The organism is Pantoea phytobeneficialis (genome assembly GCF_009728735.1).
In the GTDB taxonomy this organism is placed as follows: domain Bacteria; phylum Pseudomonadota; class Gammaproteobacteria; order Enterobacterales; family Enterobacteriaceae; genus Pantoea; species Pantoea phytobeneficialis.
The window spans coordinates 1,053,879-1,069,926 of the sequence record NZ_CP024636.1; the positions used below are offsets into that span (position 1 = coordinate 1,053,879).

At 55.1% G+C, this 16,048-nt stretch carries 15 protein-coding genes; 7 read left to right on the top strand and 8 right to left on the bottom strand.

All coding sequences use genetic code 11. The features are described from left to right. The 3 genes from nusB to pgpA are packed head-to-tail and all read left to right on the top strand — an operon-like array spanning window position 1 to window position 1,923. Window positions 1-420 (top strand): transcription antitermination factor NusB, encoded by a 420-nt coding sequence (gene nusB / locus CTZ24_RS04730; RefSeq protein WP_021185862.1) that lies wholly within the window; start codon window positions 1-3, stop codon window positions 418-420. Window positions 421-464: 44 nt separating this feature from the next. Further along, window positions 465-1,442 (top strand): thiamine-phosphate kinase, encoded by a 978-nt coding sequence (gene thiL, locus CTZ24_RS04735; protein ID WP_021185861.1) that lies wholly within the window; start codon window positions 465-467, stop codon window positions 1,440-1,442. Further along, complete coding sequence (gene pgpA, locus CTZ24_RS04740; protein ID WP_208724951.1) at window positions 1,429-1,923, top strand: phosphatidylglycerophosphatase A; 495 nt, start codon at window positions 1,429-1,431, stop codon at window positions 1,921-1,923. Before thiL ends, pgpA begins: the two co-directional genes overlap by 14 nt. A gap of 49 nt (window positions 1,924-1,972) precedes the next feature. Here the strand turns inward: pgpA and CTZ24_RS04745 are convergent, their stop codons facing one another. The 4 genes from CTZ24_RS04745 to xseB all read right to left on the bottom strand — a co-directional run bounded on the left by CTZ24_RS04745 (window position 1,973) and on the right by xseB (window position 6,054). Then, window positions 1,973-2,947: an aldo/keto reductase gene (locus CTZ24_RS04745; protein WP_208724952.1), complete on the bottom strand. Its 975-nt coding sequence runs from the start codon at window positions 2,945-2,947 to the stop codon at window positions 1,973-1,975. Window positions 2,948-3,027: 80 nt separating this feature from the next. Then, entirely contained in the window at window positions 3,028-4,893 is a 1,866-nt protein-coding gene (gene dxs / locus CTZ24_RS04750; protein WP_208724953.1) for a 1-deoxy-D-xylulose-5-phosphate synthase, read from the bottom strand. A 19-nt stretch (window positions 4,894-4,912) separates the two neighbouring features. Continuing rightward, complete coding sequence (ispA, locus tag CTZ24_RS04755) at window positions 4,913-5,812, bottom strand: (2E,6E)-farnesyl diphosphate synthase (protein ID WP_021185857.1); 900 nt, start codon at window positions 5,810-5,812, stop codon at window positions 4,913-4,915. After that, complete coding sequence (xseB, locus tag CTZ24_RS04760) at window positions 5,812-6,054, bottom strand: exodeoxyribonuclease VII small subunit (RefSeq protein WP_013508116.1); 243 nt, start codon at window positions 6,052-6,054, stop codon at window positions 5,812-5,814. Before xseB ends, ispA begins: the two co-directional genes overlap by 1 nt. A 234-nt stretch (window positions 6,055-6,288) precedes the next feature. Between xseB and thiI the strand changes: the two genes are divergently transcribed. Beyond that, the gene (gene thiI / locus CTZ24_RS04765; RefSeq protein ID WP_208724954.1) at window positions 6,289-7,737 is read left to right on the top strand and encodes a tRNA uracil 4-sulfurtransferase ThiI; all 1,449 of its coding nucleotides are present in this window, start codon (window positions 6,289-6,291) and stop codon (window positions 7,735-7,737) included. Window positions 7,738-7,819: 82 nt separating this feature from the next. On the opposite strand, the gene yajL is transcribed toward thiI, so the two are convergent. Together yajL and panE are read right to left on the bottom strand one after the other, a co-directional pair. Next, the gene (gene yajL, locus CTZ24_RS04770) at window positions 7,820-8,428 is read right to left on the bottom strand and encodes a protein deglycase YajL (protein WP_208724955.1); all 609 of its coding nucleotides are present in this window, start codon (window positions 8,426-8,428) and stop codon (window positions 7,820-7,822) included. Continuing rightward, window positions 8,382-9,302 (bottom strand): 2-dehydropantoate 2-reductase, encoded by a 921-nt coding sequence (gene panE / locus CTZ24_RS04775; protein ID WP_021185854.1) that lies wholly within the window; start codon window positions 9,300-9,302, stop codon window positions 8,382-8,384. The genes yajL and panE overlap by 47 nt, the downstream gene beginning before the upstream one ends. 126 nt (window positions 9,303-9,428) lie before the next feature. Between panE and CTZ24_RS04780 the strand changes: the two genes are divergently transcribed. Then, entirely contained in the window at window positions 9,429-9,920 is a 492-nt protein-coding gene (locus tag CTZ24_RS04780; protein ID WP_021185853.1) for a YajQ family cyclic di-GMP-binding protein, read from the top strand. On the opposite strand, the gene CTZ24_RS04785 is transcribed toward CTZ24_RS04780, so the two are convergent. Next, window positions 9,917-11,689, bottom strand: coding sequence for a sigma-54-dependent Fis family transcriptional regulator (locus CTZ24_RS04785; protein WP_208724956.1), 1,773 nt, complete (start codon window positions 11,687-11,689; stop codon window positions 9,917-9,919). The genes CTZ24_RS04780 and CTZ24_RS04785 overlap by 4 nt on opposite strands. A 291-nt stretch (window positions 11,690-11,980) precedes the next feature. On the opposite strand from CTZ24_RS04785, the gene exaC reads away from it, so the two are divergent. Both exaC and adhP read left to right on the top strand, forming a co-directional pair. Beyond that, entirely contained in the window at window positions 11,981-13,501 is a 1,521-nt protein-coding gene (gene exaC, locus CTZ24_RS04790; protein WP_021185850.1) for an acetaldehyde dehydrogenase ExaC, read from the top strand. A 32-nt stretch (window positions 13,502-13,533) separates the two neighbouring features. Next, complete coding sequence (adhP, locus tag CTZ24_RS04795) at window positions 13,534-14,574, top strand: alcohol dehydrogenase AdhP (protein ID WP_437180271.1); 1,041 nt, start codon at window positions 13,534-13,536, stop codon at window positions 14,572-14,574. Window positions 14,575-14,606: 32 nt separating this feature from the next. Here adhP and CTZ24_RS04800 read toward each other — a convergent pair whose 3' ends face one another. After that, window positions 14,607-15,971 (bottom strand): MFS transporter, encoded by a 1,365-nt coding sequence (locus CTZ24_RS04800; RefSeq protein ID WP_021185848.1) that lies wholly within the window; start codon window positions 15,969-15,971, stop codon window positions 14,607-14,609. Between the last annotated feature and the right edge of the window lie 77 nt (window positions 15,972-16,048).

The window sequence follows — 16,048 nt, forward strand, 5'->3', positions numbered from 1 at the left end:
GTGAAACCTGCTGCTCGTCGTCGCGCCCGTGAGTGCGCTGTCCAGGCGCTTTACTCCTGGCAGTTGTCCAACAACGACATTGCCGATGTGGAATACCAGTTTCTGGCGGAACAAGACGTCAAAGACGTCGATATCAGTTACTTCCGCGAACTGCTGGCCGGTGTGGCGACCAACAGCGCATACCTGGATGGTCTGATGAAACCTTACCTGTCGCGTCAGCTGGAAGAGCTGGGCCAGGTAGAAAAAGCCATCCTGCGTATTTCGCTGTATGAGCTGAGCAAACGTGATGATGTGCCCTATAAAGTGGCGATCAACGAAGGTATCGAGCTGGCTAAAGTATTTGGCGCAGAAGACAGCCACAAATTTGTCAACGGCGTGCTGGATAAAGCCGCTCCACAAATTCGCCCCAACAGAAAATAGTGCAAAAGGCCGGTCATCCGGCCTTTTTTCATTGAGACCTGACTATGCCCTGTGGTGAATTCGAACTGATCGCACGTTATTTTAACCGCGTCACCAGCTCCCGCCGCGATGTCGAGAAGGGAATTGGTGACGACTGCGCATTGCTTAACGTGCCAGAAAAACAGACGCTTGCTATCAGCACCGATACGCTGGTAGAAGGCGTGCATTTCCTGCGTGATATCCATCCAGCCGATCTCGGTTATAAAGCGGTTGCGGTCAACCTGAGCGATCTGGCTGCTATGGGCGCCGATCCGGCATGGCTAACGCTGGCGCTGACGCTGCCGGAAGTGAACGAGAGCTGGCTGGCGGCCTTCAGTGACAGCCTGTTTGAGCTGCTGGATTACTACGATATGCAGCTGATTGGCGGCGATACTACGCGCGGCCCACTGAGCATGACGTTGGGCATCCACGGTTTAGTTCCGGTAGGGCGTGCACTAAAACGCTCCGGTGCGAAGCCGGGTGACTGGATTTTCGTCACCGGCACGCTGGGTGACAGTGCTGCCGGTCTGGCGTTGTTGCAGCATCGTTACCGTCTGTCGGACCCGGCGGTGCACGAAACGCTGATCAAACGTCATTTACGCCCGATGCCGCGCGTCTTGCAGGGGCAGGCGCTGCGTAGCCTGGCCACGTCAGCGATCGATGTGTCGGATGGATTGCTCTCCGACCTCGGCCATATTTTGCAGGCCAGCCGTGTCGGCGCGCGCTTGAATGTCGATGCACTGCCGCTGTCGGCAGCACTGCGCGACCATTTCGACGCAGACCAGGTGCAACGCTGGGCGCTGGCAGGAGGGGAAGACTACGAGCTGTGCTTCACGGTGCCGGAAGTGAACCGTGGTGCGCTGGACGTGGCGCTCGGTCATCTCGGCGTGCCTTATACCTGCATTGGTCAGATAGCACCGGAAGCCGATGGACTCACGTTGCTGGAAAATGGCAAGCCGCTGAGCTTCAATCACAAAGGATTTGATCACTTTGACGTTAAATAAAGATGTGGCAAAGAGCCGCCTGCGTATGTCCAATCCGTGGCATCTGCTGGCGACCGGCTTTGGTAGTGGGTTAAGTCCGATCGTACCGGGTACCGCGGGATCGCTGGCGGCGATCCCGTTCTGGTGGTTGATGACCTTTTTGCCATTGCAGATCTATTCGCTGGTGGTGCTGATCGGTATCAGCGTCGGCGTCTATCTGTGCCATCGCACGGCCAAAGACATGGGTGTCCACGATCACGGCAGCATTGTCTGGGACGAGTTTATCGGTATGTGGATCACCCTGATGGCGATTCCGCTGATGAGCTGGAAATGGGTCCTGGCGGGTTTTGTCATTTTCCGCATTTTTGATATGTGGAAACCCTGGCCGATTCGCTGGTTCGATCAGAACGTGCATGGCGGCATGGGGATTATGGTCGATGATATTATCGCCGGGGTGATCTCTGCGGTGATTTTGTACGTGTTAGGGCATGTGATGATCTGATGCCTATCCCGTCGCGGCGCGATTTATCGCGCCGCGACGGATGAAAATTTTACTCAAAACCCACAACTGGGTGCGGTTGATACACCGTCTCCAGCTCGGCAATATCCGTTGTACTCAACTCCACGTCCACCGCTTTGACCAGCTCAGCAAACTGCTCTGCGCGTGATGCCCCGATAATGGGTGCCGTCACCACCGGCTTATGCAGCAACCAGGCCAGCGCAATCTGTGCACGCGTGACGCCTTTATCCGCTGCCAGGGTGGCGATACGTTCCGCGATAGCTGCATCGTTCTCTTCGGTGTCGCGGTAAAGTTTAGCCATCACCTCATCTGACACGGAGCGGGCGGTGGCTTCACCCCACGGGCGCGTCAGCTTACCGCGAGCCAATGGACTCCAGGGCAGGACGGCGATGCCTTCGCGCAGACACAGCGGATGCATGGCGTTCTCTTCTTCCCGTTGAATCAGGTTGTACTGATCCTGCATGCTGACAAAGCGCGCCCATCCTTCGCGAGTCTGGAGCTGAAGCGCCTGCTCAAATTGCGCCGCATGCATTGAGGATGCGCCGATATAACGCGCTTTACCGGCCTGTACCACGTCGTGCAGCGCTTCCAGCGTCTCCTCAATCGGCGTGTCGTAATCCCAGCGGTGAATCTGGAGCAGGTCAACATGATCCATGCCCAGCCGTGTCAGGCTGTCATCAATTGATTGCAGGATATTGTTGCGCGACAGCCCCTGGGTCAGATTACTTAATGGGAAATAGACCTTGGTGGCGACCACGACTTCGTCGCGGCGAGCAAAATCTTTCAGGGCGCGCCCGACAATCTCTTCGCTGCTGCCGTCGGAATAGGAGTTGGCGGTATCAAAAAAGTTGATGCCTGCTTCCAGCGCTTGCTTGATTAACGGGCGGCTGCTCTCTTCCGGTAACGTCCAGGCGTGATTGCCGCGCAGCGGATCGCCATAGGTCATACAGCCCAGGCAGAGACGGGAAACCTGTAATTCAGTCTTACCTAAAGGAATTTTTTTCATTGGGAGGTCTGCTCTCGCATCAGGGAAATCCCTTAAGCATAGCAGCAGGCTCGCTCGCCGGGCGGCGAGCGAGCAGGGGATTACTGGGCCAGCCAGCAGGTGATTTGTTGCTGAATACCGGTGGCATCCAGTTGGTAGTCATGGCGCACTTCTTCCTGGGTACCCTGCGGGATGAACTCATCAGGCAGACCGAGGTTCAGCACCGGTATACGCAGGCGTTTTGCCATCACAAATTCGTTCACGCCGCTACCTGCTCCGCCCATGATAGCCCCTTCTTCCAGGGTGATCAGGGCGTCGTGGCTGCCCGCCAGTTCCGTGATCAACGCCTCATCCAGCGGTTTGACAAAACGCATATCCACCAGGGTGGCATTCAACGCTTCGGCGGCCGCAGTGGCTTCCGGCAGCAAGGTACCGAAGTTGAGAATCGCCAGCTTCTCGCCCTGACGTTTTATCACGCCCTTGCCCAACGGCAGGCTCGCCAGGGGTTCCAGCGCTGCCCCGGTGCCGGTACCGCGCGGGTAACGCACGGCACTTGGGCCATCCTGATAGTGGTAACCGGTGTACAACATCAGGCGGCATTCGTTCTCGTCGCTTGGCGTCATGATCACCATGCCAGGGATACAGCGCAGATAAGCCAGATCGAACGCACCCTGATGGGTTTGTCCGTCGGCACCGACAATGCCGCCACGATCGATAGCAAACAACACTGGCAGCTTCTGGATCGCCACATCGTGGATCACCTGATCGTATGCGCGTTGCAGGAAGGTGGAGTAGATCGCCACAATCGGTTTGTAGCCGCCAATCGCCATCCCTGCCGCGAAGGTTACCGCGTGCTGTTCAGCGATCGCCACGTCGAAATATTGCTGCGGATAGTCACGGGAAAAACTCACCATGCCGGATCCTTCGCGCATCGCCGGAGTGATGGCCATCAGGCGTGCGTCATCAGCCGCGATTTCGCTCAACCAGTTACCAAATACTTTGGAGTAGCTCGGCAGACCACCTGCGCTTTTCGGCAGCGAACCGCTGGCCGGATCGAATTTCGGTACGGCATGCCAGGTGATGGGATCTTCTTCAGCCGGCGCATAGCCTTTGCCTTTTTTGGTCATGATATGCAGGAACTGCGGGCCTTTCAGGCTACGCATGTTCTTCAGCGTACTGACCAACGCGAGGACATCGTGACCATCCACCGGGCCGATGTAGTTAAAACCGAGTTCTTCAAACAGCGTACCCGGTACCACCATGCCTTTCAGATGTTCTTCAGTGCGTTTGACCAGCTCTTTGATCGGCGGCAGGTTGTCCAGCACCCGTTTGCCGCCTTCGCGCAGGCGTGAATAGGTTTTACCGGAGAGGATCTGCGCCAGACGATTGTTCAGCGCACCCACGTTCTCGGAGATCGACATCTCGTTGTCGTTGAGGATCACCAGCATATCCGGTTTGATATCGCCCGCGTGGTTCATGGCTTCAAATGCCATGCCCGCCGTGATGGCACCATCACCAATGATGGCCGCAGTACGACGCCCTTTACCTTCACGCTCGGCGGCGACGGCCATACCGAGGGCGGCGCTGATGGAGGTTGACGAGTGACCGACGCTCAGTACGTCGTATTCGCTCTCTTCACGCCACGGGAAGGGATGCAGACCATTTTTCTGACGGATGGTGCCGATGCGATCGCGGCGACCGGTCAGAATTTTATGCGGGTAGGCCTGATGGCCAACATCCCACACCAGATGGTCAAACGGGGTGTTGTAAACATAATGCAGCGCCACTGTTAGCTCGACGACGCCCAGACCCGAAGCGAAGTGACCACTGGAGCGGCTGACGCTGTCCAGCAGATACTGACGCAGCTCGTCACAGAGTGCCGGAAGCTTCTCTTTTGGCAGTAAACGTAATTCCTGTACCGTGCTTGCCAGCGCCAGTGTCGGGTATTTTGCAATATCAAAACTCATCAGAGACTCATTATGAAAGTTATTTATCGCGTTCAATTATGAAGCTAGCCAACGCTTGTAATGCTGTGGTGTTAAAGGATTGCGCGGCCAGAATATCCAACGCGCCCAGTGCCTCCTGATAGAGATCCCAGGCTTTTTGACGGGCATTATCCAGCCCCATCAGCGCCGGATATGTGCTTTTGCCCAGTGCCTGATCGGCCCCCTGAGTTTTGCCCAATATCGCGGTGTCGCCGACCACATCCAGGATGTCATCCTGCACCTGAAACGCCAAACCAATGGCATTGGCATAGACATCCAGAACGGGCAGGGCGGCACGGCCTTGCTCACCCGCCGCCAACGCACCAAGTCGTACGGCAACACGGATCAATGCACCGGTTTTATGACGGTGAATCTGTTCCAGTTGCGCGAGGTCGATGCTTTTACCCTCGGCGGCGAGGTCTAGTGCCTGGCCGCCGCACATACCTGCGACACCACTGGCCTGCGCCAGTTCGGAGATCATGGTAATACGGGCTTCTGCACTTACGCCAGGCATCGGCTGGTCGGCCAAAATCGAAAACGCCAGCGTTTGCAGGGCATCGCCTGCGAGAATCGCCGTGTCTTCACCATATTTGATATGGCAGGTTGGCTGCCCACGACGCAATGCATCGTCGTCCATCGCAGGCAGATCGTCATGAATCAAAGAGTACGCGTGGATACATTCTACCGCCGCAGCGGGCGCATCCAGGCTGGCCGGATCGGCCTTTAACATTTCACCCGTAGCGTAAACCAGAAAAGGGCGCAGACGCTTACCGCCTAATAGTGCCCCATATTGCATGGCATTCACCAGAGGAGAACTCTGAAAAGGAAGTGGATCTAACAAGCGCGTCAGCGCGAGGTTTACCCTTTCGTGATAGGCGCTTAGCAGTTTGGCGAAATCCATCAATTATCTTCCGGCGTAAAAGGGGTGAGCGCGGCGTCTTTATCATCGCTCAGCAAAATCTGCACGCGCTGTTCCGCCTGTTGCAGGGTTTGCTGGCCGCTACGTGCCAACTGAACACCGCGTTCAAATTCTTTTAGCGCCTCTTCCAGCGGCAGCTCACCACTTTCCAGGCGGCTGACGATCTGTTCCAGTTGCTGTAGAGCGCTTTCAAAACTGGCGGGCGCTTCGGCTTTTTTCGGCATAATCAGTGTCGACTCACAGGTTGGGACATCATCTTGCAGTCGGTCATGGTATCTGACGAGGATTAATTAGCAAAATAATGAATGTGACTGCGGTTGCAGAAGAAGTCACCAGACAAAGGTGATATACTCTCGCGCCTCGGATGCGGACGCTCCTGCTTAGCCCGCAATTATATGATTTTACCAGCTAAGTGCCGATGCTTTTAGCACTTATTTGCCCAACGAAGCTGTGTCGCCATGAAGTTTATTATCAAGCTCTTCCCCGAAATCACCATCAAGAGTCAGTCGGTGCGACTGCGCTTTATCAAGATTCTGACCGGAAACATTCGTAACATTCTGCGCACTCTGGATGATGAGATCGCGGTTGTGCGTCACTGGGACCACATTGTGGTCCGGGCGAAGAAGGAAACGTTGCGCGCAGCGGTGATTGCCGAACTGACGCGTATTCCGGGTATCCATCACGTACTGGCGGTGGAAGATCATGAATACACCGATATGCATAACATCTTCGAACAGACGCTGGCGCTGTATCGTGAACGTCTCGAAGGTAAAAGCTTTTGCGTGCGCGTGAAGCGTCGCGGCAAGCATGAGTTCAGCTCGCAGGACGTGGAACGCTACGTAGGCGGCGGTCTGAACCAGCATATCGAAAGCGCTCGCGTGCAACTGAATAATCCGGATGAGACGGTCAACCTTGAGATTGAAAACGATCGCCTGCTGCTGATCACCGGACGTTATGAAGGACTGGGCGGCTTTCCGATTGGTACCCAGGAAGATGTGCTGTCACTGATTTCCGGCGGTTTTGACTCCGGTGTCTCCAGTTATATGTTGATGCGCCGTGGCTGCCGCGTGCATTACTGTTTCTTCAATCTTGGCGGTGCCGCGCATGAAATCGGCGTACGCCAGGTAGCGCATTATTTGTGGAATCGTTTTGGTCGTTCGCATCGTGTGCGTTTCGTCGCCATCAATTTTGAACCGGTGGTGGGCGAGATCCTCGAAAAAGTGGATGACGGCCAGATGGGTGTGGTGCTGAAGCGTATGATGGTGCGCGCGGCGTCGATGGTCGCCGAGCGTTACGGCGTACAGGCGTTGGTGACCGGTGAAGCGCTGGGCCAGGTTTCCAGCCAGACGCTGACCAATCTGCGTTTAATCGATAACGCCTCCGACACGCTGATTCTGCGTCCGCTGATTTCCCATGACAAAGAGCACATCATCAAGCTGGCGCGTGAGATTGGTACGGAAGATTTTGCCCGCACTATGCCGGAATATTGCGGCGTGATCTCGAAAAGCCCGACGGTGAAAGCGGTGAAGGCGAAGATCGAAGCGGAAGAGACGAATTTCGATTTTGCTATTCTGGATCGCGTGGTGCAGGAAGCCAGCAACGTTGATATCCGTGAAATCGCCGAGAAAACTGAAGAAGAAGTCGTGGAAGTTGAGACGGTTGCGTCGTTCACTGCCAATGATGTGGTACTGGACATTCGCTCGATTGATGAGCAGGATGACACGCCACTGGCGCTGGAAGGGGTTGAGGTAAAATCGCTGCCGTTCTACAAACTCAGCACCCAATTTGGCGATCTCGACCAGAGCAAAACCTGGCTGTTGTATTGCGACCGCGGCGTGATGAGCCGTTTGCAGGCGCTGTACCTGCATGAGCAGGGTTTTACCAATGTGAAGGTGTATCGCCCGTAACGGTCGATACACCTCCGTAGCGGCGCGATTTATCGCGCATGTTAAAAGGCAGGGCGCGCGATGAATCGCGCCGCTACGTTTTTCAGCGTTCTTCGAATTCCTGGTAGTTATAGATTCCTGCCGCCAGCACCAGTTGCGATGCCACTTCGCGTGCTTTTTCTTTGTTCACCAGCAGATCAATCAGTTTCAGCGCAAAATCCATCGAAGTGCCCGGCCCCTGGCTGGTCAGCAGATTGACGCGGGGATCCCACACGACACGGCGTTCCATCCATTTCGCTTCCGGGATGGTTTCTTTCAGGCCGGGAAAACCGGTCATGTTCCCGACCGGGAACAGATCGTGCGGCACCAGGACCGTACCGGGTGCGGCGCAAATCGCCGCGACAATGCGACCAGAAAGATGAAACTGGCGCACGGTTTCCACCAGCAAAGGACTGTCGCGGAAGGTTTGTGCGCCTTTCAGACCGCCGGGCAACACAATGGCGGCATAATCGTTATCTGCCACTTCAACCAGCGGCGCATCAGCCAGCAGGCGCACGCCACGCGAGCAGACGATCTCCCGGCTGCCATCGCTTTCGACACTGGCGGTAGTGACCTGCAAACCGCCACGCACCAACAAATCGATGGTGGTGACCGCTTCGGTCTCTTCACTGCCATGTGCCAGGCAAACCAGAACCGATGCGTTCGTGCTCATATTGGGACTCCTTGCGTTTAATCAAATCATACAAACGGGTGTTCTCCGGCAATGCAATGCCCTGCGCGCGTGCGCGGCGCAGCAGGTAACCGGTGATGTAATCAATTTCGGTTTGGCGCTGCGCCCGAACATCCTGCAACATCGATGAGACGTTGGCTGCCGTGGTGTCGATGACGTCATAGATGATGTCACGCAGATTATCGACGGCAATGTGTTGGCCTTCGCGCTCCATCACCCAGGCAATCTCCTCGCACAGTTTGGCGATTTGCTCAGGCCAGGCACGCAGCGCACCGTTCTGGCAATCATGCTCGACGGTCATCGGGTTGATCACGCAGTTGACCGCCAGCTTACGCCAGCAGGCAGAGGCGATATTGTTATGCCAGGCAACATCGGGCAAGGCTTGATGCAGGATATCCGCGATATCACTCATCGCTTCACTCTCGCGACTGGCCGGGCCAATATGGGTGATGCCCTGCGCCACATGTTTAATCACCGTGCCATCACGCATCGCCGCGTGCGTCGTAATCCCGCGCAGCAGAGGCTGCTGGACATCTTTCAGCTCTTCCAGGGTGCCCATCCCATTGTGTAACAACAGAATCGGCGCATGTGCCGGTAATACGCTTTGCAGATTCTTCACGGCGGGAGAAACCTGTGGGGCTTTTAGCGTCACCAACAACAATTGGCTCTCCGCCAGAAACAGCGGATCGTTGGCAATAAAAGTGTGGTTGCTGACGTTGCCTTCAGGATCGATCACATTGACCGAACAATAGGGCTGCGGTACGCGCAGCCAGCCCTGAACATCATGTCCCTGGCGTGCGAGGGCGGCGAGCCAAACCTGACCCAGGGCGCCGCAACCCAACACGGTAATTTTCATTGTGCCTCCCGCTGACGGGTTATCGTTTTCACTACACACTATCAGTATAGCTTTCGGTGTATCGTGTTTTATTAGCGCGACAAGACGCGTATTATGCATGTCACTTTAGCGTCAGGAGAAGACAAGATGCCATCTTTCGATATCGTTTCCGAAGTCGAACTACAGGAAGTCCGTAATGCGGTGGAAAATGCGAGCCGTGAACTGTCTACCCGTTTTGATTTCCGTAACGTCAGCGCCAGCATTGAGCTGAACGAAAAGAATGAGACCATCAAAATCACCACGGAGTCTGATTTTCAGGTCAAGCAGCTGGTGGATATTTTAAGAGAAAAGCTGCTGAAGCGCGGAATTGAAGGGGCAGCAATTGAAGTCCCGGAAGAGATCGAGCACAGCGGTAAAAGCTGGAGCGTCGAAGCCAAACTGAAAAAAGGCATCGAAAGCGACGTGGCGAAGAAACTGGTGAAGCTGATCAAAGACAGCAAGCTGAAAGTTCAGACGCAGATTCAGGGTGATGAACTGCGCGTCACCGGTAAATCGCGTGACGATTTGCAAGGCGCGATGGCGCTGGTGCGTGGCGGCAATCTCGGTCAGCCATTCCAGTTCAAAAACTTCCGCGATTAATCGCCTTTGTCGCGTGCGGCACGGCGATACAGCGTGCTGCGCGCGATACCCAATGCCTGCGCAGTTTTACTGATATTGCCATTAAAGCGTTGCAGCGTTTCGGCAATCAGCCGTTCATCATGACTTTGCAAATTCTCGACTACCACCGGAGCGGCGGCACGACGGTATTCGGCGGGCAAATGCACTTCGCTTACTTCTTCCCCTTCATCCGCCAGCGCCAGCAATACGCGCAACAGGCTGCGCAACTGACGCACATTGCCTGGCCACGGGAGCTGAGCCAACGAGGTCAGCAACGAGGGCGACAACTGAATATCGCGATCGCCACCTCCCAACTCCAGCCACAAACGCTGAATAAAGCCCGCTAAATCTGGCCACTCGCGCAGCGGCGGGATGGTCATGGAAAATTCCTGTAAGCGGTAAAGTAAATCCTCGCGGAACTCGCCTTCAGCCACGCGTTGCGCCAGATCGCGATGCGTGGCGCAAATTACCGCAAAGTTGACTGGCCAACTGCGGCTGGAACCCAGGGGTGACACTTCTTTTTCCTGCAACACGCGCAGCAGGCGGGTTTGCAACGCCAGCGGCATATCGCCAATTTCATCCAGGAACAACACGCCACCGTCGGCTTCACGGATTTTACCGATATAGCCGTTTTTACCCGCACCGGTAAAGGCACCAGGCTGATAGCCAAATAACTCGGATTCAATCAGTGATTCCGGGATGGCGGCGCAATTGATGGCGACAAATTTGCCTTCCCGCCAACGGCTTTGTTGATGCAACGCACGGCTGACAAACTCTTTTCCGCTGCCGGTTTCACCATGAATACACAATGAAACGCCAGCGTTCAGCAGACGTACCATTTTCTCGCCATCACGTCGTAACGAGAAGGGCAGCTCCGTATGGCTGGCGGCGGGTGTGGCGAAGTGAGTACGGTGGGGTGCGCGCAGGCGGAAATAAAAGGTTTGCGCGCAGTAATTTAACGGCACCGGGATGGTGTTGGCGGCCTGCTCCTGGTGGGGGAACAGTTGCTGGAACGTCAGGGAACCGAGTTGCTCCGCGCTGAGAGCCAGTTCGCGCATTGCGAGGCGATTCGCTGCCATCAGCACATTGTCGGAGAACACCAACAGCAACTCGTCGCTGGTATCGATACCCTGTGGTTGCGCATGCAGGCTCATCAGCCACTGCTGCGGGTGCAGGCTCTGCTTAACCCACAGATACTCAATTTGTTTGGCTGCGGCTTTCACCCAACTGAAGGTTTGTGGATGCGGGAAATGCGCCGGACCCGAGATATCCAGCACCCCGGCAATCTGACCGTTGGGCATCTGGAGCGGCATGGCTGCGCAGTACAACCCCTGATTACGCGTGAGAAAATGTTGCTGTCCGTCTATCTCGCAGCCATCGTCAATTGCCAGCGCGGTGCCAATGGCGTTGGTGCCACGGCCACACTCGCTCCATAAATTGCCGGGTGCCAATGCGTAGCGCTGCGCTCTCTCCATCGACTGCATATCGCCAAAGGTATGTAGCACCATGCCGCTGGCATCCGAGAGGATCACCACCGATTGCTTCTCCGCCATCTTTTGCGCCAGTTGGTTGATCACCGGCTGGGCAAACTGCTGCAATCCGCTGTTGCTGGCGAGCAAATCCGCCAGTTCACCCTGACGTACCCGGGGAAAGTCATCAGCGGTGCGATCAAGTCCATATAGCTGGCTACGAAACCAGGAATCGCTAAGAAGCGGAGTAGCGTTGATCGCGGCGGATGAATTTCCCTGCATTGGTAACCTCATGCCCTGGCAAAGTGTTGCGACATTGTAGCTATTTGGTTTTTGTGGTGTTGCGATATGCAACACAGATGGTGATTTTTACCGCACCATTCCATTAAGTTATTACGGTTATTTTTTATGTAACTCTATGTTGAGTATCACTATTTTTTAATCCATCGCAAGCTGAAAAAAACTGGCACGCGCGCTGCAATAGTCATGCTGGCAGCGGGCTGTTCAACCTGGCGACCCTCAGGTTGCCGCTGCCAGCTCCAGAACATCTGACCCTACATTAAGGAGTTTGCGATGCGTTATGCACATCCCGGCACGCCCGGCGCTTTGGTTTCTTTCAAAGCGACTTACGGCAACTACATTGCGGGCAAATTCACAGAGCCGCTCAGCGGCCAGTACTTTACTAACACCTCGCCAGTTGATGGCAGCGACATTGCGCAGTTCCCTCGATCGGACGCGCGTGATATCGACTTAGCACTGGATGCTGCTCATCAGGCCGCTGACGCCTGGGGAAAAACCAGTGTGCAACACCGTGCCAATCTGCTGTTACAGGTGGCGGATCGTATCGAAGCCAATCTGGAAATGTTGGCCGTAGCCGAGAGCTGGGACAACGGTAAGCCGATCCGTGAAACGCTGAATGCGGATCTGCCATTGGCGGTTGACCACTTCCGTTACTTCGCGGGCTGCCTGCGCGCGCAGGAAGGTAGTACGGCAGAGATCGATGAAAACACCGTCGCCTACCACTTCCACGAGCCGTTGGGCGTGGTGGGGCAGATTATCCCGTGGAACTTCCCGTTATTGATGGCGGCCTGGAAATTGGCTCCGGCGCTGGCTGCGGGTAACTGTGTGGTTCTGAAACCCGCCGAGCAGACGCCGCTGGGTATCACTCTGCTGCTGGAATTAATCGGCGATCTGTTCCCGGCGGGGGTGCTTAACGTGGTACAGGGTTTTGGCCGTGAAGCGGGTGAAGCGCTGGCGACCAGTAAACGTATTGCCAAAATCGCCTTTACCGGTTCGACCCCGGTGGGACGTCATATTATGGCGTGCGCGGCGGAGAATATTATTCCCTGTACCGTCGAACTGGGCGGTAAATCTCCCAACATCTATTTTGCTGATGTGATGGACGGTGAGCCAGAGTTTATTGAAAAAGCGGTGGAAGGTCTGGTGTTGGGCTTCTTCAATCAGGGCGAAGTTTGTACCTGCCCGTCACGCGCGCTGATCCATGAATCGATCTATGCCCCGTTTATGGAGCGGGTGATGGCTAAGATTGCCACTATTCGCCGTGGAGATCCGCTGGATACCGAAACTATGATCGGTGCCCAGGCTTCGCGTCAGCAGTTTGATAAAATCCTCTCTTATATCGACATTGCGCGGCAGGAGGGAGGTCAAATCCTGACCGGCGGTGAGCGCGCCAGCATTGCGCCAGCGTTCGATAATGGCTTCTATATTCAGCCGACGCTGATTAAAGGCGATAACCAGATGCGCTGTTTCCAGGAAGAGATTTTTGGGCCAGTTATCGGTGTCACCACCTTTAAAGATGAGGCCGAAGCGCTGGAGATTGCCAACCAGACACAATTTGGCCTTGGGGCCGGTGTCTGGACACGAAACACGAATCTGGCTTATCGCATGGGGCGTAGTATTAAAGCCGGTCGCGTCTGGACCAACTGCTACCACATCTACCCGGCACACGCTGCTTTTGGCGGCTATAAACAATCCGGAGTAGGGCGCGAAACGCATAAAATGGCGCTTAACGCCTACCAACAAACGAAAAACCTGCTGGTTAGCTACGACATCGCACCACTGGGGCTCTTTTAACCCCTTAACAGACCCTTTTGGAGAGTGAATTGATGAACATGAAGATCAAAACCACGATGAAAGCGGCAGTTGTGAAATCGTTCGGTGAGCCTTTGGTGATTGAAGAAGTACCGGTGCCTTCGGTCGGGCCGGGTCAGGTTTTGGTAAAAATTGCCGCCACCGGGGTTTGCCATACCGATTTGCACGCTGCTGAAGGTGACTGGCCGATCAAACCTAATCCCCCCTTTATTCCCGGCCATGAAGGTGTTGGTCAGGTTGTGGCGCTGGGCGAAGGTGTGAAACATCTCAAACTTGGCGATCGCGTGGGTGTGCCCTGGCTCTACTCGGCCTGTGGTCATTGCGAATATTGTCTCGATAGCTGGGAAACGCTGTGTCTGTCGCAGCAGAATGCCGGTTATTCAGTCAATGGTAGCTTTGCAGAGTATTGCCTGGCGGATGCTAACTACGTCGGTATCCTGCCGGATAATATTGAGTATCATGAGATCGCACCGATTTTGTGTGCCGGTGTCACGGTGTACAAAGGGCTGAAGATGACCGATACCAAGCCAGGTGACTGGGTGGTGATTTCCGGTATCGGTGGTTTGGGACATATGGCTGTTCAGTACGCGGTAGCGATGGGGCTTAACGTGGCTGCTGTTGATATTGATGACGAGAAGCTGGAGTTTGCTAAACGTCTGGGTGCCAGCGTGGTGGCTAACGCGAAAAATGTCGATCCGGCGAAATTCTTCCACGAAAGCTTCGGCGGCGCGCACGGTGTGCTGGTGACAGCGGTTTCACCGAAAGCCTTTGAGCAAGCGTTGGGAACCATGCGTCGTGGCGGTACGATGGTGCTGAATGGCCTGCCGCCGGGCAAATTTGACCTGTCGATTTTTGACATGGTGTTGGACGGTATTACGGTGCGCGGTTCAATTGTCGGCACCCGTAAGGATTTGCAGGAGGCGCTCGACTTCGCTGGTCGTCACAAAGTGAAAGCCAATGTAGCGGTGGAGCCGTTGGTCAACATCAACGATATCTTTGCCCGCATGCATGCCGGTAAAATTGAAGGCCGTATTGTTGTTGATATGTCGCTGTAAATAAAAGCCCGGCGCAATGGCCGGGCTTGGTTTTAACTGCTGGCGAGCAGCGCTTCCAGTTCAACGCGGCTCGTCACTTTACTGTCTATCTTGATGTAGGCGCTTTTCTCTTCCGGCACGATAAACACCGACGCAACACCGGGCTGGGCTTTCAGACGTTTCTCCAGATTGGGAACTGCCAGCACCGCATCGCTCAGGACAATACGCAGGCTGCTGACATAAGGTGGTTCCTGCATCGACATGCTGATAAACAGCCAAATCGCCGCGACCACCGCACCCACCAGAAATACCGTTTGTGCATCAAAATGACCAAATACCCAACCGCCCATGCTGCCGCCAATGGCGACGCCGAGGAATTGGCTGGTGGAGTAGATGCCCATCGCCGTGCCTTTATAACCCGGCGGAGATTCTTTACTGATTAAGGACGGCAGAATCGCTTCCATCAGGTTGAAGGCCAGGAAGAACAGCTGCACGCCAATCACCAGCGTCCAGAAGTGGCTGCCTGCTCCCCACAGTACGATTTCCGCCACCACAATCAATCCGACACAACTGACAAACACCCGTTTCATGCGGCGTTTGACTTCGGCATAAATAATGAACGGGATGACGCTGACAAAGGAAACCAGCATGGTCACCAGATACACTTTCCAGTGCTCGGAGGCCGGGAATCCAGCTTGTTCAAACTGGCCGGGGAGCGCCACGAAGCTCGACATCAGCAGGATGTGCAGACACAGGATACCAATATTCAGTTTCACCAGGCGTGAATTGGTCAGTACCGCGCGGATGCTGCCTTTCACCATGCCGGACTCACGGTTCAGCACATGGTTTGGGGCATTGGGCACCACCAGCAGCGTAATCACAATGCCACAGCTTGCCAGAATCGCAATCATCCAGAACAATGCATGCAGGCCGAGTGCATGGGTGACAATTGGACCGAGAACCATCGCAATAGCGAAAGTGACCCCGAAGCTGATGCCGATAAAAGCCATTGCTTTGGTACGGTTCTGCTCACGGGTTAAATCGGACAATAAGGCCATCACTGCGGCGGCGATAGCGCCGGAGCCTTGTAAGGCACGACCAAGAATGACACCCCAGATAGAGGTGGTGGTAGCCGCAATTACGCTACCTAAAACAAACAGCAGCAGGCCACCGACAATCAGCGGTTTACGACCGATACGGTCCGAGAGTAAACCAAAGGGAATCTGGAAGATCGCCTGTGCCAGGCCATAGATACCTATCGCCAGGCCAATTAATGTTTCACTGGCACCCTGTAGCGCCATGCCATAGGTGGTGAGCACCGGCAGCACCATAAACATTCCCAGCATACGCAGGGAAAAAACCGTACCCAAACCCCATGTAGCACGCAGCTCTACCGGAGTCATTTTATTATCTTTCATTGCAACCTCTGTTAATTTGCTGCACTTATTCTAGGGAGCAGGGCAGGGCGGGTAAAACAATTGTTTTTAAGCGATGG

Bases quoted from the DNA above. Each gene is read 5' to 3' on its own strand.
- thiL (WP_021185861.1), top strand. From the start codon at position 465: ATGCCCTGTGGTGAATTCGAACTGATCGCACGTTATTTTAACCGCGTC.
- CTZ24_RS04745 (WP_208724952.1), bottom strand. From the start codon at position 2,947: ATGAAAAAAATTCCTTTAGGTAAGACTGAATTACAGGTTTCCCGTCTC.
- dxs (WP_208724953.1), bottom strand. From the start codon at position 4,893: ATGAGTTTTGATATTGCAAAATACCCGACACTGGCGCTGGCAAGCACG.
- ispA (WP_021185857.1), bottom strand. From the start codon at position 5,812: ATGGATTTCGCCAAACTGCTAAGCGCCTATCACGAAAGGGTAAACCTC.
- xseB (WP_013508116.1), bottom strand. From the start codon at position 6,054: ATGCCGAAAAAAGCCGAAGCGCCCGCCAGTTTTGAAAGCGCTCTACAG.
- thiI (WP_208724954.1), top strand. From the start codon at position 6,289: ATGAAGTTTATTATCAAGCTCTTCCCCGAAATCACCATCAAGAGTCAG.
- yajL (WP_208724955.1), bottom strand. From the start codon at position 8,428: ATGAGCACGAACGCATCGGTTCTGGTTTGCCTGGCACATGGCAGTGAA.
- panE (WP_021185854.1), bottom strand. From the start codon at position 9,302: ATGAAAATTACCGTGTTGGGTTGCGGCGCCCTGGGTCAGGTTTGGCTC.
- CTZ24_RS04780 (WP_021185853.1), top strand. From the start codon at position 9,429: ATGCCATCTTTCGATATCGTTTCCGAAGTCGAACTACAGGAAGTCCGT.
- CTZ24_RS04785 (WP_208724956.1), bottom strand. From the start codon at position 11,689: ATGCAGGGAAATTCATCCGCCGCGATCAACGCTACTCCGCTTCTTAGC.
- exaC (WP_021185850.1), top strand. From the start codon at position 11,981: ATGCGTTATGCACATCCCGGCACGCCCGGCGCTTTGGTTTCTTTCAAA.
- adhP (WP_437180271.1), top strand. From the start codon at position 13,534: ATGAACATGAAGATCAAAACCACGATGAAAGCGGCAGTTGTGAAATCG.
- CTZ24_RS04800 (WP_021185848.1), bottom strand. From the start codon at position 15,971: ATGAAAGATAATAAAATGACTCCGGTAGAGCTGCGTGCTACATGGGGT.